This is a genomic window from Sulfurospirillum oryzae (assembly GCF_025770725.1).
Taxonomy (GTDB): domain Bacteria; phylum Campylobacterota; class Campylobacteria; order Campylobacterales; family Sulfurospirillaceae; genus Sulfurospirillum; species Sulfurospirillum oryzae.
In genome coordinates this window covers 400,312-427,280 of record NZ_JANZKZ010000001.1, presented here as the reverse complement: position 1 = coordinate 427,280, position 26,969 = coordinate 400,312, and the positions used below count along the sequence as shown (strand labels likewise).

28 protein-coding genes are annotated in these 26,969 nt (G+C 37.6%); 19 read left to right on the top strand and 9 right to left on the bottom strand.

Annotated elements, in window-relative coordinates; translation table 11 throughout:
• Position 1 precedes the first annotated feature (1 nt).
• From N0B29_RS02010 to N0B29_RS01990, 5 genes are all read left to right on the top strand, one after another.
• The gene (locus tag N0B29_RS02010; protein ID WP_263832026.1) at positions 2 to 1,444 is read left to right on the top strand and encodes a hypothetical protein; all 1,443 of its coding nucleotides are present in this window, start codon (positions 2 to 4) and stop codon (positions 1,442 to 1,444) included.
• A 2-nt stretch (positions 1,445 to 1,446) separates the two neighbouring features.
• Complete coding sequence (gene gmk, locus N0B29_RS02005) at positions 1,447 to 2,061, top strand: guanylate kinase (RefSeq protein ID WP_263832025.1); 615 nt, start codon at positions 1,447 to 1,449, stop codon at positions 2,059 to 2,061.
• Between the two features lie 84 nt (positions 2,062 to 2,145).
• Positions 2,146 to 2,388, top strand: coding sequence for a twin-arginine translocase TatA/TatE family subunit (gene tatA / locus N0B29_RS02000; RefSeq protein WP_263832024.1), 243 nt, complete (start codon positions 2,146 to 2,148; stop codon positions 2,386 to 2,388).
• Positions 2,389 to 2,397: 9 nt separating this feature from the next.
• Positions 2,398 to 3,984 carry an arginine--tRNA ligase gene (gene argS, locus N0B29_RS01995; protein WP_263832023.1) on the top strand — a complete coding sequence of 529 codons (1,587 nt, stop codon included), beginning with the start codon at positions 2,398 to 2,400 and terminating at the stop codon, positions 3,982 to 3,984.
• A 9-nt stretch (positions 3,985 to 3,993) separates the two neighbouring features.
• Positions 3,994 to 4,830, top strand: coding sequence for a DNA/RNA non-specific endonuclease (locus N0B29_RS01990; protein WP_263832022.1), 837 nt, complete (start codon positions 3,994 to 3,996; stop codon positions 4,828 to 4,830).
• Between the two features lie 20 nt (positions 4,831 to 4,850).
• On the opposite strand, the gene N0B29_RS01985 is transcribed toward N0B29_RS01990, so the two are convergent.
• The 4 genes from N0B29_RS01985 to N0B29_RS01970 all read right to left on the bottom strand — a co-directional run bounded on the left by N0B29_RS01985 (position 4,851) and on the right by N0B29_RS01970 (position 9,662).
• On the bottom strand, positions 4,851 to 6,767 hold the full coding sequence (locus N0B29_RS01985) for an EAL domain-containing protein (RefSeq protein WP_263832021.1): 1,917 nt from the start codon (positions 6,765 to 6,767) through the stop codon (positions 4,851 to 4,853).
• Positions 6,767 to 7,225 (bottom strand): hypothetical protein, encoded by a 459-nt coding sequence (locus N0B29_RS01980; protein WP_263832020.1) that lies wholly within the window; start codon positions 7,223 to 7,225, stop codon positions 6,767 to 6,769. Before N0B29_RS01980 ends, N0B29_RS01985 begins: the two co-directional genes overlap by 1 nt.
• On the bottom strand, positions 7,225 to 9,126 hold the full coding sequence (locus N0B29_RS01975) for a TonB-dependent receptor plug domain-containing protein (protein WP_263832019.1): 1,902 nt from the start codon (positions 9,124 to 9,126) through the stop codon (positions 7,225 to 7,227). Before N0B29_RS01975 ends, N0B29_RS01980 begins: the two co-directional genes overlap by 1 nt.
• A 113-nt stretch (positions 9,127 to 9,239) precedes the next feature.
• Entirely contained in the window at positions 9,240 to 9,662 is a 423-nt protein-coding gene (locus N0B29_RS01970) for a Fur family transcriptional regulator (RefSeq protein WP_263832018.1), read from the bottom strand.
• Between the two features lie 169 nt (positions 9,663 to 9,831).
• Between N0B29_RS01970 and N0B29_RS01965 the strand changes: the two genes are divergently transcribed.
• Positions 9,832 to 10,860, top strand: coding sequence for a cytochrome-c peroxidase (locus N0B29_RS01965; protein WP_263832017.1), 1,029 nt, complete (start codon positions 9,832 to 9,834; stop codon positions 10,858 to 10,860).
• A gap of 46 nt (positions 10,861 to 10,906) precedes the next feature.
• Here N0B29_RS01965 and nadD read toward each other — a convergent pair whose 3' ends face one another.
• Positions 10,907 to 11,788 carry a nicotinate (nicotinamide) nucleotide adenylyltransferase gene (nadD, locus tag N0B29_RS01960; RefSeq protein ID WP_263832016.1) on the bottom strand — a complete coding sequence of 294 codons (882 nt, stop codon included), beginning with the start codon at positions 11,786 to 11,788 and terminating at the stop codon, positions 10,907 to 10,909.
• Between the two features lie 113 nt (positions 11,789 to 11,901).
• On the opposite strand from nadD, the gene gap reads away from it, so the two are divergent.
• From gap to N0B29_RS01930, 6 genes are read left to right on the top strand one after another with little or no spacing between them, the layout of a single operon-like run.
• Entirely contained in the window at positions 11,902 to 12,900 is a 999-nt protein-coding gene (gene gap / locus N0B29_RS01955) for a type I glyceraldehyde-3-phosphate dehydrogenase (protein ID WP_263832015.1), read from the top strand.
• 12 nt (positions 12,901 to 12,912) lie between these two features.
• A complete protein-coding gene (locus tag N0B29_RS01950; RefSeq protein ID WP_263832014.1) occupies positions 12,913 to 14,112 on the top strand; it encodes a phosphoglycerate kinase in 1,200 nt (399 codons plus the stop codon).
• A 2-nt stretch (positions 14,113 to 14,114) separates the two neighbouring features.
• Complete coding sequence (locus tag N0B29_RS01945; RefSeq protein WP_263832013.1) at positions 14,115 to 14,828, top strand: triose-phosphate isomerase; 714 nt, start codon at positions 14,115 to 14,117, stop codon at positions 14,826 to 14,828.
• A gap of 11 nt (positions 14,829 to 14,839) precedes the next feature.
• Positions 14,840 to 15,661 carry an enoyl-ACP reductase FabI gene (fabI, locus tag N0B29_RS01940; protein ID WP_263832012.1) on the top strand — a complete coding sequence of 274 codons (822 nt, stop codon included), beginning with the start codon at positions 14,840 to 14,842 and terminating at the stop codon, positions 15,659 to 15,661.
• A gap of 9 nt (positions 15,662 to 15,670) precedes the next feature.
• A complete protein-coding gene (locus tag N0B29_RS01935) occupies positions 15,671 to 16,636 on the top strand; it encodes an ABC transporter permease (protein ID WP_263832011.1) in 966 nt (321 codons plus the stop codon).
• Positions 16,637 to 16,659: 23 nt separating this feature from the next.
• The gene (locus tag N0B29_RS01930; RefSeq protein WP_263832010.1) at positions 16,660 to 16,812 is read left to right on the top strand and encodes a hypothetical protein; all 153 of its coding nucleotides are present in this window, start codon (positions 16,660 to 16,662) and stop codon (positions 16,810 to 16,812) included.
• Positions 16,813 to 16,864: 52 nt separating this feature from the next.
• Here the strand turns inward: N0B29_RS01930 and nusA are convergent, their stop codons facing one another.
• Positions 16,865 to 17,986, bottom strand: a complete 1,122-nt coding sequence (gene nusA / locus N0B29_RS01925) for a transcription termination factor NusA (RefSeq protein WP_263832009.1) — start codon at positions 17,984 to 17,986, stop codon at positions 16,865 to 16,867.
• Between the two features lie 253 nt (positions 17,987 to 18,239).
• Here nusA and N0B29_RS01920 point away from each other — a divergent pair, with 253 nt between their 5' ends.
• The 6 genes from N0B29_RS01920 to N0B29_RS01895 all read left to right on the top strand — a co-directional run bounded on the left by N0B29_RS01920 (position 18,240) and on the right by N0B29_RS01895 (position 22,669).
• Positions 18,240 to 18,482, top strand: a complete 243-nt coding sequence (locus N0B29_RS01920) for an HP0268 family nuclease (RefSeq protein ID WP_087437777.1) — start codon at positions 18,240 to 18,242, stop codon at positions 18,480 to 18,482.
• Between the two features lie 15 nt (positions 18,483 to 18,497).
• Entirely contained in the window at positions 18,498 to 19,808 is a 1,311-nt protein-coding gene (gene miaB / locus N0B29_RS01915; protein ID WP_263832486.1) for a tRNA (N6-isopentenyl adenosine(37)-C2)-methylthiotransferase MiaB, read from the top strand.
• Positions 19,789 to 20,424: a lysophospholipid acyltransferase family protein gene (locus N0B29_RS01910; protein WP_263832008.1), complete on the top strand. Its 636-nt coding sequence runs from the start codon at positions 19,789 to 19,791 to the stop codon at positions 20,422 to 20,424. The genes miaB and N0B29_RS01910 overlap by 20 nt, the downstream gene beginning before the upstream one ends.
• Positions 20,425 to 20,548: 124 nt before the next feature.
• Complete coding sequence (locus tag N0B29_RS01905; RefSeq protein WP_263832007.1) at positions 20,549 to 21,619, top strand: DUF8341 domain-containing protein; 1,071 nt, start codon at positions 20,549 to 20,551, stop codon at positions 21,617 to 21,619.
• Positions 21,616 to 22,137: a PilN family protein gene (locus N0B29_RS01900; protein ID WP_263832006.1), complete on the top strand. Its 522-nt coding sequence runs from the start codon at positions 21,616 to 21,618 to the stop codon at positions 22,135 to 22,137. The genes N0B29_RS01905 and N0B29_RS01900 overlap by 4 nt, the downstream gene beginning before the upstream one ends.
• Entirely contained in the window at positions 22,130 to 22,669 is a 540-nt protein-coding gene (locus N0B29_RS01895; RefSeq protein ID WP_263832005.1) for a hypothetical protein, read from the top strand. Before N0B29_RS01900 ends, N0B29_RS01895 begins: the two co-directional genes overlap by 8 nt.
• On the opposite strand, the gene tilS is transcribed toward N0B29_RS01895, so the two are convergent.
• The 3 genes from tilS to panC are packed head-to-tail and all read right to left on the bottom strand — an operon-like array spanning position 22,653 to position 25,761.
• A complete protein-coding gene (tilS, locus tag N0B29_RS01890) occupies positions 22,653 to 23,642 on the bottom strand; it encodes a tRNA lysidine(34) synthetase TilS (protein WP_263832004.1) in 990 nt (329 codons plus the stop codon). The genes N0B29_RS01895 and tilS overlap by 17 nt on opposite strands.
• Positions 23,617 to 24,927, bottom strand: coding sequence for a 30S ribosomal protein S12 methylthiotransferase RimO (gene rimO, locus N0B29_RS01885; RefSeq protein ID WP_263832003.1), 1,311 nt, complete (start codon positions 24,925 to 24,927; stop codon positions 23,617 to 23,619). The genes tilS and rimO overlap by 26 nt, the downstream gene beginning before the upstream one ends.
• 12 nt (positions 24,928 to 24,939) lie before the next feature.
• Positions 24,940 to 25,761 (bottom strand): pantoate--beta-alanine ligase, encoded by an 822-nt coding sequence (gene panC / locus N0B29_RS01880; RefSeq protein WP_263832002.1) that lies wholly within the window; start codon positions 25,759 to 25,761, stop codon positions 24,940 to 24,942.
• Between the two features lie 101 nt (positions 25,762 to 25,862).
• Here panC and prfB point away from each other — a divergent pair, with 101 nt between their 5' ends.
• On the top strand, positions 25,863 to 26,957 hold the full coding sequence (gene prfB, locus N0B29_RS01875) for a peptide chain release factor 2 (protein WP_263832001.1): 1,095 nt from the start codon (positions 25,863 to 25,865) through the stop codon (positions 26,955 to 26,957).
• Positions 26,958 to 26,969: the final 12 nt, after the last annotated feature.

Below are 26,969 nucleotides of genomic sequence, written 5' to 3'. Positions count from 1 at the left end.
CATGCGCCTGTTACTACTCAATAATAATCCCGCTGTTTCAAGATTGATCAAACTTAGTGCCGAAAAAGCAGGGTATGAGTTAGATGAGTTTGAAGATTATGGCTTGGTTCCACTAGCTACTTATGATGTTATTTTAGTGGACAATGAACTCTATGATGAGACTGCATTAGCTGGTCTTAGCGAGCATACTGGATGTGACTATATTGTTTATATTTGTCAACGTGGTGCCAAAAAACCTGATTCTGTGAATGTGTCTCTTGAAAAGCCATTTTTACCAACAGATTTTTTAATTCTTCTTGATAAAATCAAAAACGTTGTCATGAGTCACAAAGCTGAAGCAACAGAGGAGGCATCCAAAGTATTGCAGGAGTCTGATGATACTGACGATGCTAGTGCCTTTGATATTGATAAGATTGATACTTTGGAAATTGAAGATGAAGATGACGTACTGCCGATCAATCTTTTAGAAGATGAAGATGATTTCAATGAAAAAAGTGAAAAACTGACTTTTGATGATTTAGAAACGGATGACGATTTGAGCCTCGAACAAGGTCTCTCTTTAGAGGACATTGATGATAACAATGAGGAAAAAGAGCTAAAACTAGACGATCAATTTTCATTAGATTTAGACGATGTGGAACCTTTAGAAAAAGATTCTATAACTTCATTTGAAGACTTTGATTTTGAAGAAGAAAATGATACTTCTTCCGTAGCATCTCTTGAGACTGATGAGGAAGAAGAGGTTGAAGAGTCTTCGAATCCATCGGTTCTTGACAAAGATGATATTGATGAAGTGAAACAGCTTTTAGATGAAAGTGAAGATGAGGAAGAGGAGAAAGAAATTTCTGACTTATCATTGGATTCACTTGCCTTAGATAAAGAAGATGATGAAGCTGGTCAGTTCTTTTTTGATGATGTTGAAAAAGAAGAGAGTGCCGAGGAAGATGATTCGCTCAATAACCTTGAACTAGACGATGCTTCTGCATTAGATTTTGAAGAAGTCGCATCTCTTTCTGAAGAAGAAGATAACGAGCAACCTATTTCTCAAATACAAGAAGATCAAGAAGACATTATCGATGATTTTACAGAAGTCATTGAAGAGAAGATTGAAGAAGAAAAAGAGATGGCACTTGATGACGATGCTCTCATCCCACAAGTGGACGTTGCGATTGGCGCTTTAGAAGAACTTGGTGATGTTGATTCCCTAGATGACCTTAATGAAAACATGCTTAAACAAGCATTTGGCGAAGAAGTTGATGAAATAGCTTCTCCAACTCCAGTGGTCGCTCCTGTTCAAAAAAGTCAAGAAATTGAAGTAATTCGTGATGAAATTGAAAGCAGCATTGCCAGAAGTATCTCAAGTTTAGCACAAAGTGATATTTTACGTGAAGCACTAAAAGGAATGCGTCTTAATATTTCTATTACTTTTGATGAAAAAGAGTAATGGTGAAAGGAAACTTTTTAGTCATTTCCGGCCCTAGCGGTTCGGGCAAAAGCTCTTTGATGCAAGAAGTGCTTAAAGAGATTGCCGATTCTTATTTCTCAATTTCAAGTACAACACGCCCTATGCGAGAAGGTGAGATTGATGGCATTAATTACCATTTTATCTCCAAAGAAGAGTTTGAAAAAGACATCGATGCTGGATTTTTCTTAGAATGGGCAAAGGTGCATGACAACTATTATGGCACATCACTTAAACCTATTTTAAAAGAGCTACACGAGGGAAAACTTGTCATTTGCGACATTGATGTGCAAGGGCATAAAATCGCACGTGAAAAATTTGGTAATTTAATTACTTCTGTTTTTATAACGACACCTGATCAAAAAAGCCTTAAAGAGAGATTGATTCATCGAGGTACCGATAGCCATGAGGTTATTGAAAAACGTTTAGCCAATGCTGTTTCTGAAATGACACGTATTAGGGAGTATGATTACGTGTTAATAAACGATGACTTTAAAACGGCACTACATGATTTATTGGCAATTGCCTATGCTTCGCGCAGAAAAATGGAACTGATGGATTTAGGTGAATTTATTAGCGCATGGGCAAATATCGAATAAAAAATCTGCTTCATTTTTTGTTTATAAAAAAATGATACAATAACATAACATTAAGTATAGAGTCATCAAGACAAAGGAGAGAGTATGGGTTCATTTAGTATATCGCATTGGTTAGTCATTTTAGCAGTTGTTGTTTTATTGTTTGGTGCTAAAAAAATACCAGAACTTGCTAAAGGGGTAGGTCAAGGTATCAAAGATTTTAAAAAAGCTATCAAAGAAGATGAGCAAGTCAAAACTACAGTAGATCAAGTAGAAGTAAAATCTGAATCAGCTGCTGCGCCTACGGCTACACCATCAACACCCGCAGATGAAAAAAAGTCTGTATAAGGTTACGTATTGAAAAAATCGGTTATTCGTGCTATTAAAGAAAAATTACAAAGAGAGTTTGTTTTAGAAAAACCTACCAATCTCTCTTTTGGTCATTATGCAACCCCTATTGCTTTTTCTCTTGCAAAAGAGTTGAAAAAATCCCCTATTGCCATTGCAGAAGAGATTGTCACGCAGTTTGAAACGGGTGAGATTTTTCAAGAAGTCACACCTATCAAAGGGTATATCAACTTTAAACTCAGTGAAAACTTTTTGGATCAATATGCTACTTGGGCAATTCAAAATGAAGCTCTTTTTGGAGCTGATGAGCAAAATGAGTCTATACTTCTTGAGTATGTGAGTGCAAATCCAACAGGACCTTTGCACATTGGGCATGCGAGAGGTGCTGTCATTGGCGATGCACTGTATCGCATTGGTACACATTTAGGCTATAAAATTACCAGTGAATACTATGTCAATGATGCGGGAAATCAAGTTGATCTTTTAGGACTTTCGATTTACCTTGCTGGACGTGAGCAAGTTTTAGGTTTAGATGTAAACTGGCCAGAGGAGTTTTACCGAGGCGAATATATTGTTGATTTAGCCCACGTTGCAAAAGCAGAACTCGGTGGTGCCATTTTTGAAAATGAGGAAAACATCAAAGTACTCTCTGTTTGGGGCAAAGATAAGATGTTAGAGCTTATCAAGTCTAACCTTGCTGACGTTGGCATTGAGTTTGCGCAATTTGTAAGTGAGAAATCGCTTTATGACAAATGGGATGAGAGCTTTGTTAAACTTCAAAAACATGATAAAACGTATACAGAGGGTGGCAAAGTTTGGATTCGTTCTACTGAACTTGGCGATGAAAAAGACCGTGTTGTTGTAAGAGAAGATGGCAGACCAACGTACCTTGCAGGCGACATCATCTATCATGATTATAAATTTCAAAGAAACTACGATAAATACATCAATATCTGGGGTGCCGATCACCACGGATACATCTCTCGTGTTAAAGCAGCCATTAATTTCTTAGGCTATGATGAGCAAAAACTTGAAGTTATCTTGGCGCAAATGGTTTCACTTTTAAAAGGTGGTGAACCTTATAAAATGAGCAAGCGGGCTGGTAATTTTATTTTGATGAGTGATGTCGTTAGTGAAGTGGGAAGCGATGCATTACGTTTTGTTTTCCTCAGTAAAAAATCAGACACACATCTTGAATTTGATGTTGATGTCTTTAAACAAGAAGACAGTAACAACCCAATTTTTTACATTAATTACGCGCATGCTAGAATTAATCAAATTTTTGCAAAAGCAGAAAAAACACTGAGTGATGTACAAAATGTTAAATTGGAAAATCTCAGCGAAGAAGCGCAAAATCTTCTCTTTAGTGCGCTTTTATTGCCTGAAGTTTTAGAAGATGCATTTCATTCTAGGCAAGTACAGAAAGTGACAGAATACCTCAAAAATCTTGCTGCAAGCTTGCATAAATTTTACAATGAAAACCGTGTTGTTGGAAGTGCTGATGAGGAAAAATTCCTCAAACTTTTTGCTGTTGTTGCACTTTCACTTCGTGTCGGACTTAAACTTATAGGCATTCATGCAAAAGAAAAAATGTAAAGTGTGATTGTGAATAAATCACGCTTTATGGTCTCTTTTCTAACATTTCTATTTAAAAATCCCAAATTATTTTTGGTAGCTCTTCTTTTAGGAGGGCTATCTTACTCGTATGAATATTTTATTGCACGCGATACAATGGTGTTTAAAGGTGTTCCAAGGGCAATAGAAAGCTCTTCTGACACATTTACTAGGGTTTTTCGCAATCGTGCTTATATGGTCGGTTATTCTGATCTAAAAGGTAACCCTTTGTGGGTTGTCTATAAACTGACACCTCCAAGCAGCAATGCACCGCATCTGAAAAGACCTGATAACTTTAGTACAGACTGGCGTAATGCAGGCTTGATTACATCAAGCGATTACACCAATAGCGGCTATGATAGAGGTCACATGGCACCTAACCATGCGATTGCTCTTCAATACGGCAAAGAGGCTCAACAAGAGACTTTTTTGATGACAAATATAACACCTCAGAAACCTTCTTTAAATCAAAAGCTATGGCAACATCTTGAAACGCTAGAACTTGAATCTTTTGCACCAAAATTTAAAGAGCTTTGGGTTTATACGGGACCACTGTTTGATGCTAAAGTAAAACGACTTAATAACTCTTATTTTGTAGAAATTCCTGATGCGTTCTATAAAATTTATGTCGGTATTGATGAAGGTGGTGAGATCAAAACTTTAGCACTCATTGTTCCTCAAAATGCAAAAGCGAATGACCAACTTGAAAAATACGTAGTGCAAATTAATGAAGTTGAGCAAAAAAGCGGGTTTGATTTTTTACATGAATTAGACGACGAACTTGAAAATAAGCTTGAAAAAAAGATCGATACAACATCTTGGTTTTAAATTCTTTACATGTAAAGATGTTAGAGCATTTTTCGATTGTCTGACCAAGGTATCGGTAGAGAAAAAAGTGATCCTTGTGAGTACTCAATTCCCAAAGATTTGATCTTTTCATAAACCATCTCATTACTGACATATTCTGCAATAACTTTTATGTGCGCTTCTTTTGCAAAAGCAACAATATTTTTTACAAGAAGAAATGAAATTTTATCATCTAATATCTTTTGAATGATGGCACCATCAATTTTAATGTAGTCTGTTTTAATCTCCGTAAGATAGATAAAATTAGAGTACCCGCTGCCAAAGTCATCGATAGAAATTTTGTAGCCTAAGCTTTTGAGCATTAAAAGATTGTTTTTAGCATCATCTCTATGGGTTATCTCTTCACTCTCAATAATTTCTAACCCCATTCGGTTAGCTATATTCTCATTAAGTGCATAATTTTTTAAAATAGTTAGAATAGACTCATCGATAATGTCATGAGGATTAAGGTTGAGATTAATGGCAATAGTTGGCTCATTTATCAACTGTTCATAACAAATTTTTAACACTTCTTTTGTGATATTTCGTAAAATAAAAGTACCTTTGATGGTAGGAAGTATTTTGTCTGGTGAAATAATAGAACCATGCTTGTCCACAATGCGAAGCAAGGCTTCATAATGCGAGATCTTTTGCGTTTTAGTATGAACAATGCTCTGATAGTAGCAGAGGATTCGTTTCTCTTCAATGGCTTCTTTAATTTCGTTGAGCGACATACATGCATTTTGAGTATTTTCGTTCTCGTCATATAGCTCTATGGTATCTCTGCCTTTGTTCTTAGCATTGTAAAGCGCGATATCTGCTAGCTTAAAGGCTTCAGAAAATGTTCTTGATTTGTAAGGCACTAAGTTAATGCCAATGGAGACAGTAATTTTGATAGATTCCTCAGCGGAAATGTAAAATCTATTTTCTTGAATGGTGTGAAAAATTCTCTCAATGACATTAAGCGCACTAATGTGGTCATCTCTACGAGTTTTAGCCAAGATGAGAAACTCTTCTCCTCCATAGCGGATCACAATATCATCTTGATGCCTGATCGTCAGTAAAATAACATTGGCAACTTGCTTTAAGATTTTATCGCCGACATCATGTCCATAAGTGTCATTAACCTTTTTAAAATAATCAATGTCTAGCGTTGCTAAAATATAGTCATTGAGATTGATGAAATCTTCATGTTTTTGAAGGTAATTTCGGTTATAGACATTGGTAAGTTTATCGATAAAAGCTGTTTTTTTGACAGCGCGAAAACGTATAGCTTGAATAATGGTGAAGAGCAAAATAATAAGAACAACAATCATCACGGCCAAGATGCCATTTTGCATGACATGGATGATTTTGTTAATTTCTTCAATTTTTTGTATGGAAAAGTCAATCGCTAAAACCAACTTAACTTCGTCTTGATGCATAATGGGAATCAGATAACTGATGGAGAGTTGATGTAACATAGTGTGACGTATAAACAAGGCTTCTTTTTTTGTATAGATTTGCAGCCACTCAGGGCTATCAACATCAAATTTCTGGTCAACCAGTGCTTTTTCATCATATCTGGAAGCATCTGCCAAAAATCGAAATACACCTCTATCATCTCTGTATAAAAGGTAGGCGTACTTTATATTTGGGGTAATTAATAGTTTTAAATTCTCTTCAATTTTCTGTTGTAAGAAAGTATTGCTTTTGATATTCTCTTCGTAATTTTTACTCTCTTTCAAAAGCATTTGAATAGATGATGCACTATTATGCATAATTGCAAAGACATCTGAAGTTGAAATTTCAAATATTTTTTTTTCGATACTCTCTTCGAGCTTGATGGTGGAAATTAAGAGAAATGCTAAAATCGAAGTGATAGCAATAATAGGGATAATAAAATAAAAAGGATTTTTAAAAAAATTTTTTTTACTCATTAAAAATTCTCTACAAATTGATCAAATGTTCTCGGTAAAACAATGGCTCTTTTTTCAAGTCGTTTTTTGATAAAGACAATATTAGGTCTACTTTTATTCCAGAAAAGGGCTCCGTAATACTTATCATCAGCAAGAAGTTTTCGATAGTTATTTGTAAAAAAGAGTCTATTTGTGTTATCGCATAATGTTTCATTGTCAATAGTTTTATTGACAAAAACAAAGTTGGCTGTTTCACATTTTGGACTTAGCGTAAAGTATTGAGAGTAAATTTTAGCTTCCATATCAGAAATATGAGGTATGAAAAGGGTTACTTTTTCATGCACGGAAGAAGTTGCGATCTCGGAGATAATTTTTGCTTCAAGTTCAATCTCTTTGTTATAAGGCTGAACAAGAAAAGTGTATTGTTCTGCCACAGCAAAAGATAGGATGAAAGTAAGGAGAAAGAGTATTTTTTTCATCAGAATACCCACCTAAATGAAAAGGTGACGCTTCTATCATTATCGTCTAAAGCAAAAAAACTAGTTCCTAAATTGGTAAAGTAAAGAGACTGTGTAGAGCGATCTAGAATATTATTTGCTTTAATGCTGTAACTCAAATCTTTCGTCGCATGATACGTCACACCAAGGCTCATATCAAAGCTATCAGGGATATTAAGGCCCTTGTAGTCATAGCCATTACGATAAATAACAGAGGTAAAGTAATCAAACTTTTGATACCCACCCATGTATTTAATATAGCCACCTTTTGTGGAGTTATTGATGGTCTCACTGAGGCTTGACGTATAGTAATTTAGATGGATTTTGTCTCTATCCGTAAAGCTGTATTCGTAGTCAAAAAGAATGCCATTCGTTGTAATAGTATGATCAATATTGATAAACCCAACTGGCGTAAGATAGATGAAATCATCAATATTAACATGATCATACGTGATGCCGAACTTAGAATCTCCTTCTGTATAAACGCCTTCAAGTGTGTAAAAGCGGTACTGTTGCGATTTAAGTTTTGGCTTGCTCTTATCAGCGTAATCAACGTTATAGAAAGAAGGGGTAAGTGCGGTTTGAGTGTAAAAACTTTTAAATCCCCAATTTTCAGTGGGTGTATAGATAGCACCAACGCGTAGTAAGGTTTCTGAACTGTCCTTCAAATACGCATTTCGGTCATAATAATCAAGTTTAGTGTTAGCCACTAAAATAAGATCATTTCTAAGTTTATAACTGTCTTGAAAAAGTAATGAAGAGATAGTCTCTTCATCAAAAGCGCTAAAGCGCCCTATAGCACTATTGGTATTGCTCTGTCTGTTTTGGACATCATAGGTTTTATTTTTAACATTTATTGCTGTGATAAAAGAATTATCTTCGATATCAACTGATTTTGAAAGATAAGCATTCGTTTTGATGAAGCGCAAATCTTCACTATAACTTTTAGGACCACTAGGAATACCAAAGGGAAAAGTGATTAATGGAACAATGGCAATACCTCGCGCATTGGTTTCAGTTTCATCATAACTTCGATCATTGACATCAACTGAAAGGTTGGCTTTAAGTGACTTGTCTTCTAAAAAATAGTGGGTGTAGTTGATAAAAAAATCTTTGGAGAGACTTTTCCCACCCTCGGGAGTAGCATCAAAGGCAAGACCTGCGTAATTATTTTTAGAAACATCGGTGTAGCCCATATTGATTTTGGTTGTCTCATTGCTAACATCTATGTATCCATAGTGCTTCGTGCCATTACTATTAAGTTTTTGGTTATTGTAAATGGTTGTTTGTTTGATTTTCTCTTGATTGAGAAACATTAAGTAGGACCAGCCATTCTCAAAGCTAGTAGAATTTGTGAAACTTTGAGAGTTGGAGCCTTTGGATGTAATCCAGCTATTGATTTCAGAGCTATTCTCTTTGAGTGCGGATTTAGTGTAAATGCGCACAAAATAGATACCCGTTTCATTGCCAAACGAAAAAGAGCTCTCGCCGTAATAGATTTCGACGTGATCGACAAAATCAAGAGGCAAGTCACCCCATGATAACGATGTGGATTGATCGTAGCCTGAGCTAATTTCATGGTCATTAATGAAAAATCTAAAAAAACCACTCGTAGTTGTTTTGGAGCCTGTTAATGAGTAGTTTGTAAGTCCAAATTGGTTTGTATTAATGTTAAAGAGAGGAAGTTCTTTTAAAATATCGTTGAGCTTGGTGTATTGCATCAATCGAATTTCTTTTTGTGAATAAATAACCACATGTCCAATTTTTTCATTGACAGTTTGCAATGAGTTATCGGAAGTTGTTTTATATTCTTGAAGTAAAGAATCGAGTGTGTCAGATAAAAGCAGACTGGCGCAACATGCAATCAATAAAATAATCTTCATTTGTTTATTTAGTAAGCCTTATGTTTTTTATATAGACACATAATAGTATAGAAAAGAAGAGCTTAATAATATATTTTTATAATTAAAAGTGAGAACTTATAATACTAATAAAATTACAATGTGGTAACAATTTGTGCAGAACATGTTTTACATATACCATTAATGACAATAAAGCTATTGCTAATATGAAAACCACTTTGAGAAGAGATAGTCTCTAAAAGTGGTTTCGTTTCTACAAACATATCTTCCACGCTACCGCAAGCTGAGCATAAAAGGTGAATATGCGGAACTTTTTTGATTTCGTATTGTTGTTTTTGATGAGGAAGCTTTACCTCTTCTAAAATGTGGAAAGAGATAAGGTCATTAATGTTGCGGTAAAGTGTTGCTTTGGACATCGTAGGGTATTTTTTGAAAATGGCATCGTAAAGTGAATCGATGTCAATATGCCCAAAATGGTCGATTGAATCTAAAATAGCAAGCCTTTGGTGTGTTGATTTGAGGTTGCTTGCTTTTAAAACATCTTTGAAGCGATCCATTAAATACTACCTTTACATGTAATATAAAATTTTATAGGAGCAGAACTTAATAAGATATTAACTATCCTATTTATTTATAAAAAATAATGATAAATAATTCCAAATAAGATTAATTACTATTTAAGATAAATATCCATATAATTTCTTCACATCTAAAAAAGGAGTGGAAATGCAAATTTCTAAGGCATTAAGTCTTTGTGCATTAAGTACAACCGTGTTATTTGGGGCAAACGGTTTGATTGACAAGGTCAAGCAAAATGGTATTGAGGCGATTCCTGCAAGTCAGTTGGAAATTTTAAAATTAATTGATGATCCTAAGGATCCAATCACAGAAGCTAAAGTAGAACTGGGCAAAAAACTCTATTTTGATCCGCGTATGTCAAAAAGCTCAATTATTAGTTGTAATACGTGTCACAATCTAGCAACAGGTGGAACAGATGGCATTAGCGCAGCTATTGGTCATGGCTGGACTGCAAACCCTCATCATCTAAACTCTCCAACAGTGTATAACTCCGCCTTTTTTAAAGCACAATTTTGGGATGGTAGAAGCCCACATTTAGCAGACCAAGCACAAGGTCCTGTGCAAGCAGGTCCAGAGATGGCAGCACCTCCAAAATTGGTTGAAGAGCGCATTAACTCTATTCCTGAGTATGTGGAACTCTTTAAAGGAGCATATGGCGATACTGTAAAAATCAGTTTTGAGAAAATCACTTCTACAATTGCGATTTTTGAAAAAACATTGGTTACGCCATCGCGATTTGATGATTTTATCAACGGCAATGATAATGCGCTTTCAAAAGCAGAAAAAGAGGGACTTGAAGTATTTATAGACAAAGGATGTGCAAGTTGCCATAATGGTATTGCTTTAGGCGGTACAATGCAACCATTCCAAGTAGCGGGTAAATACAAATTTGCTCAAGTAGGTGATTTTAAAGGTGATAAAAATGGTATGGTCAAAACGCCAACACTCCGAAATATCACTGAGACGGCACCATATTTCCACAACGGTGCTATTTGGACACTTAAAGATGCGGTTAAAGAGATGGGAAGTACGCAGCTAGGAATTAATATTAGTGATGCGGATAGTACAAAAATTGAAACATTCTTGAAAGCGTTGAAGGGTCGAAAGCCTGAGATTGTTTATCCACAGCTCCCAGAAAGCAGTGAAAAAACACCTAAACCAGACGCGAAGCTTTAATAAAGTCACGCCTTCTTAGTCAAACTAGGAAGGCGTATTGATAAATTTATTCTACGCCTCTTACTCTTTTCATCTCATCTTCTCTCTCTTTGAGGAAGAGTTCTAAATTATATTTGACACGATAGGCAGGCGTCATAAGGTGAATAAGAATATCCCCCATGTCAATGACCGTCCAGTTCTCATCAGCATCTACATGTAAAAAGCTTTCACCCGCACCTTTAAGTTCGGTTTTAAGATGATCTAAAAGCGAAAGCCCGTGTCTCTCACCCATTGTGGTTGCAATAACAACCGTGTTTACAAAATAGTCTTTGCCTGTCATATCAAATACTTGTATATCTTCTGCTTTTTTGTCGCTTAGAGCAGTTACGATTCTTTCAATTCTATTATCCATTGGATTCCTTGTGTAAAACGCTATCACTTCATTTTCTATGGCTTTTGGGATAAATCTTCTATCCAAAAATGAGCGAAGCTTTGAAGAACTGATATTAACATTAATTGGTAAAATTTTCAAGTCTTTTGGAGGTGTAAACTCTCCTCTTGGTGCGACGACAAATTCAACAAGTTTACAAAGCTCATCATAACGGTTCCATTTAGGAAGTGCTGAAAAACTGTCACTTCCAACAATCAAAAAGAGTTTTGCCTCTGGATAGAGACTCTTTACATGTAAAATAGTTTCAATGGTTGGAACTTGTCTTTTTTGATCACATTCATACGAAAAAATTTCGACCTTTTCCATATTTTGAAACATTTTTGCAAGCCATGCTTGTCGCATAGGTGCTGGAGCACAAAAGCTCTCTTTAAAAGGGCTAAGGTAAGTAGTTACGACTAAAAGCTTGTCGATGTCTAGAATTTCAAGGGCTTTTTTGACAATGAGCTCATGCCCAGTGTGTGGAGGATCAAAAGATCCTCCAAAGATAGCTATGTTCAACTTTAGGACTCCGTGGACTTTAAACTTTTTTATACATCATTTTTGCTAAAATAATTCGCTTTTCTATAAAAAGCAAATGGACTAAAACGACTATTATATCAAAAGGAATACCTATGGCACTCAAAATTGCTATAAATGGATTTGGTCGCATTGGAAGATGCGTTGCAAGAATTATTGATTCACGAGATGATGTTGAGTTGGTTTGTGTCAACGATACGGCAGATCGTTCTATGACAAAACAATTACTCAAATACGATAGCGTACATGGTATTTTCCCTGGAACAGTTGAGTTATTAGAAAATGATTATATGCAAATGGGAAAAGCAAAAGTTAAAATGTTTTCAACCCGTGATCCCAAAGCTTTAAATTTTGCAGACTATGGTGTTGATGTTGTCCTTGAATGTACAGGCGCTCTTTTAACACAAAAAGATACACAAGTTTTTATTGACAATGGTATTAAAAGAGTTGTCATGTCAGCTCCTGCAAAAGACGATACACCAACTTTTGTTATCGGTGTGAATGAGCATACCTACGCTGGAGAGGCGATTGTTTCCAACGCTAGTTGTACGACAAACTGTTTAGGACCTGTCGCTAAAATTTTGGATGATGCCTTTGGCATTGACAAAGGTTTGATGACAACCGTTCACTCCTATACAAACGATCAAAATATTTTAGATGTTAAACACAGTAAAGATTTACGCCGTGCTCGTGCTGCTGCGATCAATATGATCCCAACCACCACAGGGGCTGCAAAAGCCATTGGTTTAGTTCTTCCACACCTTAAAGGACGTCTACATGGACAAAGTATACGTGTCCCAACACCTAACGTCTCTATGGTTGACCTTAATGTTGTTGTTAAAAAAGCGACAACCAAAGAAGAGGTCAATGCTCTTTTTGCTCAAAATGCAACAGGGGCTTTAAAAGGGATTTTAGAGGTTGATGTTGAACAAAGAGTTTCACAAGATTTCGTAACCAGCTCTTGGAGTTCTATTGTGGCATTAGACCTCACACAAGTGATTGGTGGAGATATGATTAAAGTAATGGCATGGTATGACAATGAGTGGGGTTACTCAACTCGTTTGGTTGACATGGCTTTACATGTAAGTAAATAAAAAGGACAGAGAATGATTCGCTCTATTAGAGATTTGGATATTGCTGGTAAAAAAGTTTTTATTCGTTGTGATTTTAATGTGCCTTTGGATGAGTTTGCCAATATCACAGATGACAGACGTGTGCGTTCAGCCATTCCTACCATTCGTTACTGTTTAGATCATGGTTGCGCTGTTATTTTAGCAAGCCATTTGGGTCGTCCAAAAGGGGCAGTTGATGAGAAGTACTCTCTTGCACCCGTACAGATGAGACTCAAACGTCTTTTAGATAAAGAGGTTATTTTGAGCACAGATGTCATCGGAAAAGATGCCAACGAAAAAGCGGCGGCTTTGCAACAAGGAGAGATTTTACTCTTAGAAAACCTTCGTTTCTGCAAGGGTGAAACAGCCAATGATGAAGAGTTTGCAAAAGCGTTAGCCGATATGGCGGAAGTGTATATTAACGACGCATTTGGTGTTTGCCACAGAGCCCACGCTTCGGTTGAGGCGATTACACACTATTTCAATGAAAAAAGTTCAGCCGCTGGATTTTTACTCCAAAAAGAGGTTGAGTTTTCTAAAAACCTTCTTCGTCGCCCTACACGCCCATTTGTAGCCGTTGTGGGTGGTAGCAAAGTGAGTGGAAAACTCCAAGCGCTGGTCAATCTTCTTCCTCGCGTTGACAAACTGGTCATCGGTGGTGGTATGGCATTTACCTTCTTAAAAGCGCAAGGTCTTGACATTGGTAACTCTTTGGTTGAAGATGAGTTGATTGATGAAGCTAACCGTGTTATGGAAGAGGCAAAACGACTGGGTGTTAAACTCTATCTTCCTGTCGATGTTGTTGCTGCACAAACATGTTCTCAAGATGCAACGATTAAATTTGTTACCGTTCAAGAGATTCCTAAAGGATGGATGGGACTTGATATTGGACCTGCAACATCGAGGTTGTTTAGAGAAGCATTAACAGATGCTCAAACGATTCTTTGGAATGGACCAATGGGTGTATTTGAGCTTGAAAAATTCTCAAAAGGTAGTTTTAAAATGTCACATGACATCGCACAAGCGCATGCAACAACCGTTGTAGGTGGTGGAGATACGGCTGACGTGGTTGCGCGTGCAGGTGATGCTGATGAGATGACGTTCATCTCTACAGGTGGAGGGGCTAGCTTAGAGCTTATCGAAGGTAAAGAGCTTCCTGGCGTTAAAGTCCTTGGAAAAAGTGAGATTGCATAAGCATGATTATTGCTTCAAACTTCAAAACAAACTACACGAGAGGCTCTGCTAAGGCTTTTATCAAAGAGATTCAAGCCTTTATTTCAAACACAAAAAGTGAGCAGCAGGTGCGTATTTTCGCACCTTTCACAGCGCTTGATCGTTTTGATGAGGTAAGCAACCTCAAAGTAGGTGCGCAAAACTTTTATCCTGTACAGAGTGGTTCCTATACGGGTGAAATCGGCTTTGAACAGCTTGAGGAATTTGGCATTGATACGGTGCTAATTGGACATAGTGAGAGACGTCATATTCTCAAAGAGTCTCAAAGTTTTATTGCGGGTAAATACGATTTTGCTAAAGCGCGTGAAGTAGAAATTATCTATTGCATTGGTGAGCCTGCTGAAATTCGAGTCCAAGGCATTGATGCTGTCATGAGCTATTTGTGGGAACAGTTTGAGGGGATTGATATTAATTATGACAAGCTTGTTATTGCATACGAGCCTGTTTGGGCGATTGGCACAGGCTTGAGCGCTAGTTTAGAAGACATTGAAGAGGTCTTAACAAGGCTTCGTGAAAAACTTTGCGCACCTTTGTTATACGGTGGTAGTGTAAAGGTTGATAATATAGACGCTATTTTACATGTAAAAGCATGTGATGGTGTTTTAGTAGGAACGGCAAGTTGGAATGAAAAAGCGTTTTGCGAGATGATTCGCATTGCGGATACTGTAAAAAAATAAGGAGTTTGGGTATGGTCATGAAAGGTAAAAGAGGTCTTATCGTAGGTATTGCTAATAATAAATCTATTGCGTATGGAATTGCAAAAGCGTGTAAAGAACAAGGTGCAGAGTTGGCATTTACGTACTTGAATGAGCAGTTGGAAAAAAGAGTTCGTCCTATCGCTGAAGAGTTTGGCAGTGATAAAGTGTATGAGCTTGACATCAATAATCCTGCACACTTAGAGGCACTGACTGCTTCATTGGAAAAAGATTTTGGAAAGATCGATTTTGTCGTTCACTCTGTTGCTTATGCACCTAAAGAAGCCCTTAGTGGTAAATTCATTGATACAACCAAAGAGGCGTTTGACATTGCTCTTGGCACGTCTGCGTATTCATTGGTCTCTTTAACACGCGCTTGTTTACCTGTGCTCAATGAGGGTGCGTCTGTACTAACACTTAGCTATCTTGGTGGACCAAAATACATTCCTCATTATAATGTTATGGGTGTTGCAAAAGCAGCACTAGAATCGAGTGTTCGTTACCTAGCAGTAGACCTTGGAAGTCGTGGAATTCGTGTGAATGCGATTAGTGCAGGTCCTATCAAAACGCTTGCAGCAAGTGGTATTGGCGATTTTAGAATGATTCTTCACTGGAATGAGATAAACTCTCCACTTCGCAAAAATGTGACCACCGATGAAGTAGGCAATAGCGGTATGTATCTTTTAAGTGACCTCTCTTCAGGGGTAACAGGCGAAATTCACTACGTCGATGCAGGTTATAGTATCATGGGTATGGGTATGGACGAAACAGACGCAGAAGGCCATACTGTACTTGCGTGGGATATGCAAAAATAAGGAAAAAGCATGAAATTAGTACTGCAAAAACTTGGATATGTAGTACTAATGCTCTGCATTATCTCTTTGATCTCTTTTGGGGCAATTCATCTTGCTCCCAACTCTTTCTTTGCTAGCGGTGAACTTAATCCCAACATTACCCCCGAAGCACTAGATCAACTCAAACGTGTTTATGGACTCGATAAATCACTCACTGCACAGTTTTTTGCATGGTTTAAAGCGATGCTTCAACTCGACTTTGGTATTTCGTTCGCCAGCGGTAAAGCGGTACGAGATGAGATCTTAGAACGCCTTCCTATCACACTGTTTATGAATGTCATCAGTATGATTTTAGTCTTTGTCTTGGCTCTTTATTGGGGCATAAAATCAGCTATGAAACAATCAAGTTTTTACGATAAAAGCATCAAGCAATTAGCCCTAATGAGTTATGCGATGCCTTCGTTTTATCTCTCTTTGCTGTTGGTCATCCTTTTCTCGGTCTACTGGAAAATTTTTCCTATTTCGGGATTGCACTCGCAAGGCGTTGGCGGAAATGGCATTGGCTATCTGGCGGATATGGCATGGCATTTAGTCTTACCCATCTTTGTCATGGTCTTTGGCGGGCTTGGAAGTTTGATCTTGTATGTACGAAGCCTGACGATCAATATTTTAAAGAGTGACTATATCTTCTTCGCCAAAAGCAGAGGCGTTGAAGGACGTGCTCTTTTGATGCGTTTTATTTTGCCAAATCTCTCGCCTCCGATTGTGACAATACTAGGACTTTCGCTTCCAGGACTTATTGGTGGCAGTGTGATTTTAGAGTCTATCTTTGCCATAAATGGTATGGGCTTGCTTTTTTATCAAAGCGCATTAAGCAGGGATTATCCTGTTATCATGGGTATACTCATTATTTCTTCATTTTTAACTTTAATTGGCAATATGATTGCCGATTTGGTATTGACAAAACTCAATCCTCACTTTAAACGACGAGGATAAATCACTTTGAAAAGGATAATATTATGAGAAACATTATTTTAGCTTTAGTAGCAGTTGTATTGATGAGTGGCTGTGCAACATGGGGTGGCATTAAAAAAGATGCTAAAGACAGTGCAGAATGGACGAAAGAGAAGATCAACCATGGTGCTGAATACGTGAAAGAAAAGACTGAGTAAAGAGGTAAACAAGGTTTACATGTAAAGCATTACGCTTTACATGTAAAGATGATTATAGTCCACCGAAAAGGTTTTTAAGTGCATTTGGATCGCGTTCTGGTTGCTCATCATTGGCAGATTCACTTGAAGTTGTGGAAGAGCCTGATTCAACCAATTCAATCTCAAATCCAGTCAGCATTGACGTCAAACGGATGTTAATACCATTCTTACCAATCGCTTTTGACTTTTGATCACTTGGAAGTGTAACAATCGCTTTGCCATTTTGAATTTTAACATTAGAAATAATGGCAGGTGAAAGAGCACGTGCAATAAAAATCTCAGGGATATTTGAGTATTCAATACAGTCGATATTTTCATTGTGTAACTCTTTACTGACCGCATTAATTCTCACACCTTTTGTTCCAACCGTAGCACCAACAGCGTCAATGTTAGGATGTAATGAACTAAGTGCTATCTTCGCACGCTCTCCTGGAATTCTAGCACTACCGATAATTTTGATAAGTTCATCTTTAATCTCAGGAACTTCAAGCTCCAATAATGATTCTAAGAATTTTGGGCTTGTACGTGAAAGCTCAACATACATGCCTTGAGATTTATCAATTAAAACTTTACGAATAACGCTTTTAACAACATTACCGACTTTAAATTTCTCACCCTTAATACGGTTTTTGCGTGGTAGTACGGCTCTGATTTCTTCGATTTCAATATAGGTGTTTTCATCATTATCCACACGCACTACGGTTCCAAAAACAGTTTTACCCACAAGTTTTTGGTATTTTTCAAAAATATTATTTTCAAGCAAGCGTTGAATGTGGTATTCAAGTTCTTTTTGAAGGGTTGCGGCTGCTGTTCTTCCTAAATTATCGAGTGGCAACTCATAGGTGAGTTCATCGCCAATTTCGATGTCAGGATCAACTTCTTTGGCTTCTTTAATGGCAATAAAATTTTCATTTCCATCTAAAAGTCTTTCATCATCAGGGGCAACAACGATGACTTTTTGATAAAGTTTAAGTGTTTTTGTCGCGGGATCAATTTCCGCGCCGTATTCGTATTCTGCGCCATAAATTCGTTTTGCAGTCTTGACCAATGCCAAGGTGACGGTATTTTTAACTTCGTTAATGTCCAGCCCTTTTTCATGGGCAATAGATTCTATAATGTCTACAATTTTTTCCATAAGCTTCCTTAAAAAGATACATATTTTTATATCATGGTGTGATAATCGCAATGATGAAAAATCAAAAATGGAAATTTAAACGATTGCGGTGAAGAATAAGGATTATAGCTAAAATCTTCTTTTATTTTTCTTTATGCCAACACACTTGTTTGCTTTTAATGAGGAATTTATCGAAAATAAAGTATACTTCGCGATATATCTTTGTGCATATTGGACACATACGATAATTTTCTCGATAGAAAAGAGGTTTATGATGGAAATCAAATTAGCAAGAAATGAAATTAATGGAAAACCAAAGACAATTACATTGGAGAAAGTAACTGAGATTATCGAAAAAGAGGGACAAAAGATTTTTTATTTTGATAAAGAGAACTCTCACAAAGACCTTGTAAGTTTAGTGGAACACTTTGAAGCGCAAGGTTTTAGCGTCTATTTAAGAGACATCCGTTACGGTTTAGGCGAAAGCGATTACATGTACGAAGTACATATTCTCTAAGGCTGGATTTTGGGTATTTTAGAGGAAAAAAAGCTTTATATAGAGACCCTCGGTTGCGCGATGAATGTGCGGGACTCTGAGCACATCATCGCAGAACTTGGGGATAGAGAAAATTATGTTTTAACGAGTAGTGTACAAGAAGCGGATCTGATTTTGATCAATACGTGTAGTGTGCGCGAAAAACCTGTCAGTAAACTTTTTTCAGAGATCGGCAAGTACAATCTTCAAAAAAAAGAGGGCGCCAAAATTGGTGTGTGCGGATGCACCGCAAGCCATTTGGGTAAAGAGATTTTTAGACGTGCTCCTTATGTCAGTTTTGTCATCGGTGCGCGCAATGTTTCCAAAATTTCTACCGCCGTCAATACCGAAAAATTTTTAAGTGTCGACACTGACTATGACGAAAGTACCTATGCCTTTGGCGAGTACCGTAACAGTCTTTATAAAGCATTCGTCAACATCTCGATTGGTTGTGATAAAAAATGTACCTACTGCATCGTTCCTCAAACAAGAGGTGATGAGATTTCTATTCCTGCTGAACTCATTATCAACGAAGCACGAAAAGCAGCTCAAAATGGAGCTAAAGAGATCTTTTTACTCGGGCAAAATGTTAATAATTATGGCAAACGCTTTAGTGGAAATGTTCAATATAATATGGATTTTTCAGATTTACTTAATCAAATTAGCGAAATCCCAGAAGTAGAGCGTATTCGTTTTACCTCTCCTCATCCATTGCACATGGACGATAAATTTCTAGAAACATTTGCTAATAATCCAAAAGTGTGCAAATCGATGCACATGCCATTGCAAAGTGGTTCGACGCATATTTTAGAGCAGATGCGAAGAGGTTATAGCAAAGAGTGGTTTTTAAACAGAGCGTTGAAATTACGTGAAATGATTCCTGATGTTTCAATCAGTACCGATATCATTGTGGCTTTTCCAGGGGAAAGTGAAGCAGATTTTGAAGATACGCTTGATGTAATGAGACAAGTGAAATTTGAGCAAATTTTTGCGTTTAAATATTCGCCAAGACCTCTAACAAAAGCAGCTGAGTTTACCAACCAAATTGACTCCGAAATAGGGTCCGCTAGACTGGAGCGGTTACAACTTCTTCAAGATGAAATTTTAGATGAGATTGCAGAAGCGCACCTTAATAAAATTTATCCCGTTTATATTGATGAACTTCGTAACAGTGGCTTTTTAGCAGGAAGAAGTGACAATAATGCGCTTGTTCAGATCAAGGGTGATGAAAGTTTACTAGGACAGACTGTGAACATTAAAATTACTAACCCTAAACGTCTCTCTCTTTATGGCGAAATTGTTCTCTAAAGAGCTTAAACGTAAGCTTTTGGTGTGGATTGTTCCACCCCTTGTTTACGCTCTCATCAAACTTTTATTCTTTACATGTAAAAAGAAATTTTACGTTGGAAATAACAGTTCTGCAACACCGTGTATTTACGCTCTTTGGCATGGCGAAATATTAATGGCTGCTGCTGCTTACACCTATTATACCAAGCGAAGAGCTATTGATACCATCGTGAGTAATCATTTTGATGGAGAGCTCGTCGCGCGGCTGATGCAACTTTTTGGAGGTGGTACGATTCGTGGAAGCTCGTCCAAAGGTGGGGCTTCTGTTTTAAGAAGTGCTTTAAAATCACTGCAAAAAGGTCGTGATATTGGTATTACGCCCGATGGTCCTAGAGGACCGAGGCATAGCGTTGCCGATGGTATTGTCGTACTTGCACAGATGAAAAAAGTACCTATTGTTACCATAAACTGTAATCCAACGTCTTTTTGGAAGATGAAGAGTTGGGATCAATTTTGTATTCCCAAACCCTTTTGTACATTAGAGTTTTATTTTGGCGATGCGTTTTATGTGGATGATTTAACACTCGAAGCGGCAAAAGCATTGATCCAAAAGCGTCTTCTAGAGCATGCAGTCTAGCTTCTTTGGGACAAATGGTATTACTTTTGCTTGATATTTTACAAAACTTAAGCAAGATTAGTCTAATATATAGTACAAATTCAAATTAACACAAGAGTAATGACGTGAACAAAGAGTCAGAAATATGGGCATAAGAACTGTTCTTCAGAAAAAATTTCAGAACCTTTTTGTGGCTGTTGTGTTAAATGAAACAGAATGTGTGCTACGTTGTAAAGTTATAAAAGATGGCTCCATTCAAAAAACTTTTACAAAAACTTTTCCGCTTTCATCACCTCTTGAAGCACTTGATAAAGCTCTTGAAAATTACCTTTTATCATTGCAAGATGAGTACACTTTTGTCTATATCTCTTTTTTGCTAAGCTCTTTAGGACAAGGAGCCATTTCCGGTACAGGGAATGCAAGTTTTAGTAAGCATCATGTCGATATGCAAAATGTTCATCATGTCTCTTTGTTCAATCAATGGTCCGCGTATGCTTCCTACATTGAAATTAAATGGGCAAAGAATCTTTTCTCAGAGGTAGGTCTTGATCTGATCTATTCTCCATTTATTCTTTTAAGTGACTTTGTCGTTTCTCAAAAACTCAAGAGCAAACCTACATGTTATATTCTTAATTGCCAAGATTTTTTTATTTTGGCTATTTTTGAAGAGAAGCACCTTCATTTTGGTGCCTTTTTCAAAACTCAGAGCGATACCTCTTTTACGCGTAGCGATGATGTCAATGATTGGGAAAATGAACAAGCAGAAGAAGATATTGTTTCATCCGATTCGATGCCTGAAATGGTTAAAGAAGAGGAAGAACGTGAAGGAATCGAGGAGCTAAGTGAGCTTGAGGAATTAGGTGAGTTAGAAGATATTGATGATTTGCGTTCCACTGACTCATTTTCTGATATCGAAGATAAAGCCATTGTTCATTTTAAAGGAATGGAAGACATTAAAGAAGAAGATATGAATTTAGAGCTATATGGGCGTGATCTTTTGGTCTATAAATACCTCCGATCTTCTCTTGAAGAGTACTATCACAATCCTTTATATCAGAGTGAATTTATCGACGAGATTATTATTTTTGACGGGTATGAAATTAGTTCAGAGCTGATTCACCAACTTGAAGATGAATTGATGATGGATGTAGAGATACATAAAGTGGATGTAGGCGACCGCATGTGTGACATCGCTATTGCTGAGGTTTTTAAATGAAACTAAGTTTTATTGCACCTCGCCCAAAACCATTCATATCACTCTTTAGTAAGATGTGGCTGATTTTCATTAGTTTGATGTCGCTCTTTATGATTATCTTTAACTTCTATATTGTGATTGAAATGAGTTCATTTAAACATGGTATTGTTGATTTGGCCAAAGAACGCGAGATGCTTGAGACAAAAATTGATGAAGATGATGAAGCCATTGGTCTTATTTTACGTCAAAAAGCACTCTCAGAAGAAATTTTCTCAAACAATACACTTCTTAAAGAGAGTATGAAAAATCTTTTTGATTTAGTGCCCGATCAAATTACGCTCAAAAAAGTTCAGATGGAGCGAAATTCGCTCGTTTTATATGGTGTTTCGCCGACACAAGATACATTTAATTTCTTGTTAGCAGCCCCTCTAAAATCCATTTTTCATACGAGCAATACGACGTTTTACCTTACAAAAGAGGGATGGTATAATTTTGTGAGCATCAATAAAATTCTTGGCGAGGATGGTTTCCGTGAATAGCCTTGATAGAAGCTTAGAAAAAATCGATATGATGAAGTTGCTCATTTTTTTAATGGTCTTCATCGTCATCACATTCGCTTTTGTTTTTTTACTTATTATCCCCAATGTCAAAGAACATCGTATTTTGCAAGCAGAACATAAACGTGTTTTGGTGCATAAAACCAGAGTTGAAAATCTCTTTTTGGAACGTGAAGCAGAGCTTTCAAAACTCAAAGCAGAGAATGTACACATCATTGGAGCTTTTAAGCACCCCTTTACGCAAGAAGAGTTTATTCGTTATGCTGGGAAATTTTTTACCCAAGTTTCTCTTACGGAAGTAACAAAGTCTGAGTATAAAAAAGAGTTTGTAGAGTACGAACTTAACGTGACATCAACACTTAAAACACCAACGAATTTCTACAATTTTTTAGAAGGGCTTAATCGCTACAGCAGCATTGTTCAAGCTGACTTTCCAATCTATTTAGAATCGGGAAAGGAAAGTATTAGCTCAACGTTTAAAGTTAAGGTGTATGATCTTAACGCAACACATTAGGATCAATACCAGAAGTGTAAAGGTAGGGGCGTATTTTGGAAGGAATGCGCGCTTTGCGACATACCTCTTTAAAGTGCTTTTCCATATCGTGTTTAAGATAAGGTGCTATAAAAATTCTCTCTTTTTCAAAACAAACTGCAATTTTTCCACCGATAACACAAGACTCTGTTTTTAAAATCTCATCTCTTTGCGCTTTGGAAACTAAGATACCCAAAAGCTTGAGTATTTTATCGATTTGCCGAATATTAATAAGGTCATCAGCGTCTTTTGGTAGTATAAAAAGCTCTTTAAGGCGTTTAGGCTGATGGGGTAAAAGTCGCTTACGATCTTCCTCTAAGTAAGCAAAGCTTTTGGCAATTCCCTCTTCATACGCATCGATGAGTGGGGTTGCGTAATCATGTCGGAACTTGTTGCGTAAGTGTTTGAATGAGTCATTACTTGCATCGTTGAAGTAGGTTATATTGTGTTCTTCTAGGTAGTCCTGAAGCTTTTTTTTGCTTACATGTAAAAGAGGTCTCATAAGCGTGTAATGCTCTCTGCTTTCCACTTCTTGCATCCCAAGCATTTCCACAAGTCCAGCTCCACGGGTGAGTTGCATTAAAAACCATTCCAGTTGATCTCCCAAATGGTGCGCCGTAAGAAGATTCTCGTAACCATGTTCTTGAATAACAGCTTCAAAAAAAGTGTAACGCTCTTCTCGTGCATAATGCTCAAAATTGGCATTTTCAAGTTTACATGTAAAGCTAAAAAGGTGTTTATGGTACATCTCTGCAAGTCTTTTAGCATACGCCTCTTCAACACTGCTTTGCTCTCTTGTTTGGTAGTTAACATGGGCAATATCAAAAGGAATGTTATGGGCAAGCAGTAAAAAGAAGAGGGCGGTGGAGTCACCACCGCCTGAGAATGCCAATAGGTTTTTTGTGCGACGTAAAGAAGTTAGCGTTGCTTCATGCAACAGTGGTAATGGTTGCAATGAGTTGATCTCCAGCACATTCGGTGATGGTTGCGCGGTAACATTTTCCGACCTCAATATTCTCTACATCGGAGTCATTGACCAAGACCTCACCATCAATGCTCGGTGCCCATAGAAGCTCACGTGCTCCCATAAAATACTCATGCTCACTGCTTTCACCTTCAACTAAGATGATGACCTCTTTACCAACCTCTTTTTCAAAGCTTTTTTTCGTTTTGGCTTGGACGAGCTTATCCAGTTGTTTAATGCGTTTATTAATGGTTTTAGTGTCGATTTTCTCTTCCATCTCGTAAGCAGATGTGTCTTCTTCATCCGAATAAGCAAAGATGTTAACACGGTCAAAATCAAACAATTTGGTAAAGTCCAGAAGCTCTTGAAACTCTGCTTCACTTTCTCCTGGATGTCCTACGATAAAACTGGTGCGAATAAAGCTATTGGGTGCTTTTCGCATAAGCTCTAACTGTTCAATGATGCGCTCACGTCCAGCACCTCGCTTCATGCGCTTGAGCATCGAGTCGCTGATGTGTTGGATCGGCATGTCAAAGTAGTTATGAAACAGAGGTGAGGCGATAATGCGCTCAATCAGAGCGTTAGACGTTGTCGTTGGGTAAAGGTACAAAATGCGCGCGCTCTTAACGCCCTCAATTTGCTCAACCGCATCAATGAGTTTAATAAGTCCCTCTTTTTCACCCACATCACGCAAAAATGAGCTACTGTCTTGAGAGATAAAGCTAAAGTCATAAAGGCCTTTTGAAACGAGTACCTTTACCTCTTTGACAAGCGATTCAAGGGTGCGTGAGTGAAGCTTACCTTTAAAGCCAGGGATGGCACAAAAGCTACATGTTTGATTGCAGCCTTCAGAGAGTTTAATATATGCATGGGCATTGGAGCCTGTAATCACACGTTCCTCTTCGTTTTGTAAGTACGTAGCGGGACTAAAGCGGTTTTGACGAAGGGCGATGATCTCATCGATCTTGTCATAATCACCCACACCCGTAAAAAGATCAACCTCTTTAAGCTCTTGGGTGAGATCTTCTTTATAGCGTTCAGTCAAACAGCCTGCCATAACAAGGACAGAGCCTTTTTTGCGTGTTTCGTGGAGTGAGAAGATGGTGTTGAGACTCTCTTGTTTAGCAGGTCCGATAAAGCCGCAGGTATTGACGATAAGTACGTCAGCCTTAGAGGGATCATCGCACAGTTCGTACGCTTGAAGTTTTCCTAACATGACTTCACTGTCAACGAGGTTTTTATTGCATCCTAGTGAAACGAGATGTAATTTTTTCAAATATTTCCTTTTTTAAATCCATAAATTATCAATGAGGCGAGTAGTGCCAACTTTGGCGCAGACGAGAATGATAGAGTTGCCTATTTCAATAGTAGATATTGTATCAAAATCACGATTTAAAATCTCCACGTATTCTACATGTAAAGGTAACAAGGTATGCAACATTTCAGCTTTAATCGTTGCTATATCGCGTTCCCCTGCAATGATGGCATGTGTGGCAACTTTGAGTGATTCACATAGAAGTAGGGCATCTTTACGTTCTTGCGCACTTAGGTAAACATTGCGACTGGAGAGGGCTAGTCCATCATCTTCCCTTACAATTTCGCAAGGGACTATTTCCAAATCCAAAAAGAAAGAGGTGACCATATTTTGCAAAAGATAAAGTTGTTGCGCATCTTTTTTGCCAAAATAAGCCCTTGTTGGTTTGGTCAGATTGAAAAGTTTTAAAACCACGCGTAAAACACCATCAAAATGACCTGGGCGCGCAAGTCCTTCTAAAATGTAAGCTTTGGAGCTAGGCGCTAGAATACTAGGTTCAAGTGGAGCGTACATAACATCAGGGTTTGGCATAAATAAAATTGCCACACCCGCAAGTTCGCATATTTTAATATCGGCTTGGGTACGCTGAGGATATTTATGAAAATCTTCCCCTTCTAAAAATTGAGTAGGATTGACAAAAACAGAGACAATGGTATGTTCATTTTCAGCGATTGATTTTTGCATTAAAGAGAGGTGTCCGTTATGCAATGCTCCCATGGTTGGCACGAAGCCGACGGATCCTTGAAGCTCTTTTCTTGCTTGGGATAATTCTTCAATAGTTTTTACTATTTTCATTTTAGGCACTTTTGAGTAAAATATAATACTAGACTTCTAAGAAACGTTTTTTAACAGAGGTCTCTTAAATTGAAGCGAGTATTATAGCAAAAGGAAACCATTTGGATAGTTACGAATACACCGAACTTCTCAAAAAATTAACCACCAAAGTGGACAACATCGCACAGATTATCAAGCCAGAAGATCTGACATCAAGGCTTGCAGAGATTGAAATGATCGAACAAAACCCCGAATTTTGGAATGATGCAAAAAAAGCGGCTGAGATGCAAAAAGAAAAAACGGCACTCAACTCGTTACTTACACGTTACACCAAAGCAAAAAATGTTGTTATGGATGCCGTAGATTTGTATGAAATGGCAAACAGTGAAAATGATGAAGCCACCGTTGAAGAGCTTTATAAAGATGCTGAACATTTGGAAGAACACATCAGCAACTTAGAGATCGCCATGATGCTCAGTGGCGAGAATGATAACAAAAACGCTATTATTTCCATTCATCCAGGTGCGGGTGGAACAGAGAGTCAAGACTGGGCAAGCATTTTGTACAGAATGTACCTTAGATGGGCTGAACGCTCTGGTTTTAAAGTGGAAGTCTTAGACTACCAAGAGGGTGAAGAAGCTGGGCTTAAAGATGTCAGTTTTATCATCAGTGGTGAAAATGCGTATGGCTATCTCAAAGTCGAAAATGGCATTCATCGCCTTGTTCGCATTAGCCCTTTTGATGCCAATGCCAAACGTCATACCTCTTTTAGTTCGGTGATGGTTTCACCTGAGGTTGATGATGACATAGACATTGTTATAGAAGATCGTGACCTTAAAGTCGATACGTATCGTTCAGGTGGAGCAGGCGGACAGCATGTCAATAAAACCGATAGTGCCATTCGTATCACACACATGCCAACTGGCATTGTCGTGCAGTGTCAAAATGACAGATCACAACATAAGAACAGAGCTTCGGCGATGAAAATGTTGAAATCGCGTCTGTATGAGTTTGAACTTGAAAAACAGCAAGCGGAAAAAGACGGTGTTGAAAAAAGTGAGATCGGCTGGGGACATCAGATACGCAGTTATGTTTTAGCTCCGTACCAGCAAGTCAAAGACAATCGAAGCAACATTGCTTACTCTCAGGTCAATAATATTTTAGACGGTGATATTTCAAAAATGATTGAAGATGTGCTTATCGCACAAAAACGTTAACGAAATTAAAGG

Coding starts and splice junctions, on each gene's coding strand:
- N0B29_RS01945 (WP_263832013.1), top strand. CDS start 14,115: ATGATTATTGCTTCAAACTTCAAAACAAACTACACGAGAGGCTCTGCT.
- N0B29_RS01930 (WP_263832010.1), top strand. CDS start 16,660: ATGAGAAACATTATTTTAGCTTTAGTAGCAGTTGTATTGATGAGTGGC.
- N0B29_RS01950 (WP_263832014.1), top strand. CDS start 12,913: ATGATTCGCTCTATTAGAGATTTGGATATTGCTGGTAAAAAAGTTTTT.
- panC (WP_263832002.1), bottom strand. CDS start 25,761: ATGAAAATAGTAAAAACTATTGAAGAATTATCCCAAGCAAGAAAAGAG.
- nusA (WP_263832009.1), bottom strand. CDS start 17,986: ATGGAAAAAATTGTAGACATTATAGAATCTATTGCCCATGAAAAAGGG.
- N0B29_RS01905 (WP_263832007.1), top strand. CDS start 20,549: ATGGGCATAAGAACTGTTCTTCAGAAAAAATTTCAGAACCTTTTTGTG.
- N0B29_RS01980 (WP_263832020.1), bottom strand. CDS start 7,225: ATGAAAAAAATACTCTTTCTCCTTACTTTCATCCTATCTTTTGCTGTG.
- N0B29_RS01970 (WP_263832018.1), bottom strand. CDS start 9,662: ATGGATCGCTTCAAAGATGTTTTAAAAGCAAGCAACCTCAAATCAACA.
- tatA (WP_263832024.1), top strand. CDS start 2,146: ATGGGTTCATTTAGTATATCGCATTGGTTAGTCATTTTAGCAGTTGTT.
- N0B29_RS01935 (WP_263832011.1), top strand. CDS start 15,671: ATGAAATTAGTACTGCAAAAACTTGGATATGTAGTACTAATGCTCTGC.
- N0B29_RS01985 (WP_263832021.1), bottom strand. CDS start 6,767: ATGAGTAAAAAAAATTTTTTTAAAAATCCTTTTTATTTTATTATCCCT.
- N0B29_RS01910 (WP_263832008.1), top strand. CDS start 19,789: ATGGCGAAATTGTTCTCTAAAGAGCTTAAACGTAAGCTTTTGGTGTGG.
- fabI (WP_263832012.1), top strand. CDS start 14,840: ATGGTCATGAAAGGTAAAAGAGGTCTTATCGTAGGTATTGCTAATAAT.
- gap (WP_263832015.1), top strand. CDS start 11,902: ATGGCACTCAAAATTGCTATAAATGGATTTGGTCGCATTGGAAGATGC.
- N0B29_RS01975 (WP_263832019.1), bottom strand. CDS start 9,126: ATGAAGATTATTTTATTGATTGCATGTTGCGCCAGTCTGCTTTTATCT.
- N0B29_RS01900 (WP_263832006.1), top strand. CDS start 21,616: ATGAAACTAAGTTTTATTGCACCTCGCCCAAAACCATTCATATCACTC.
- N0B29_RS01965 (WP_263832017.1), top strand. CDS start 9,832: ATGCAAATTTCTAAGGCATTAAGTCTTTGTGCATTAAGTACAACCGTG.
- N0B29_RS02010 (WP_263832026.1), top strand. CDS start 2: ATGCGCCTGTTACTACTCAATAATAATCCCGCTGTTTCAAGATTGATC.
- N0B29_RS01920 (WP_087437777.1), top strand. CDS start 18,240: ATGGAAATCAAATTAGCAAGAAATGAAATTAATGGAAAACCAAAGACA.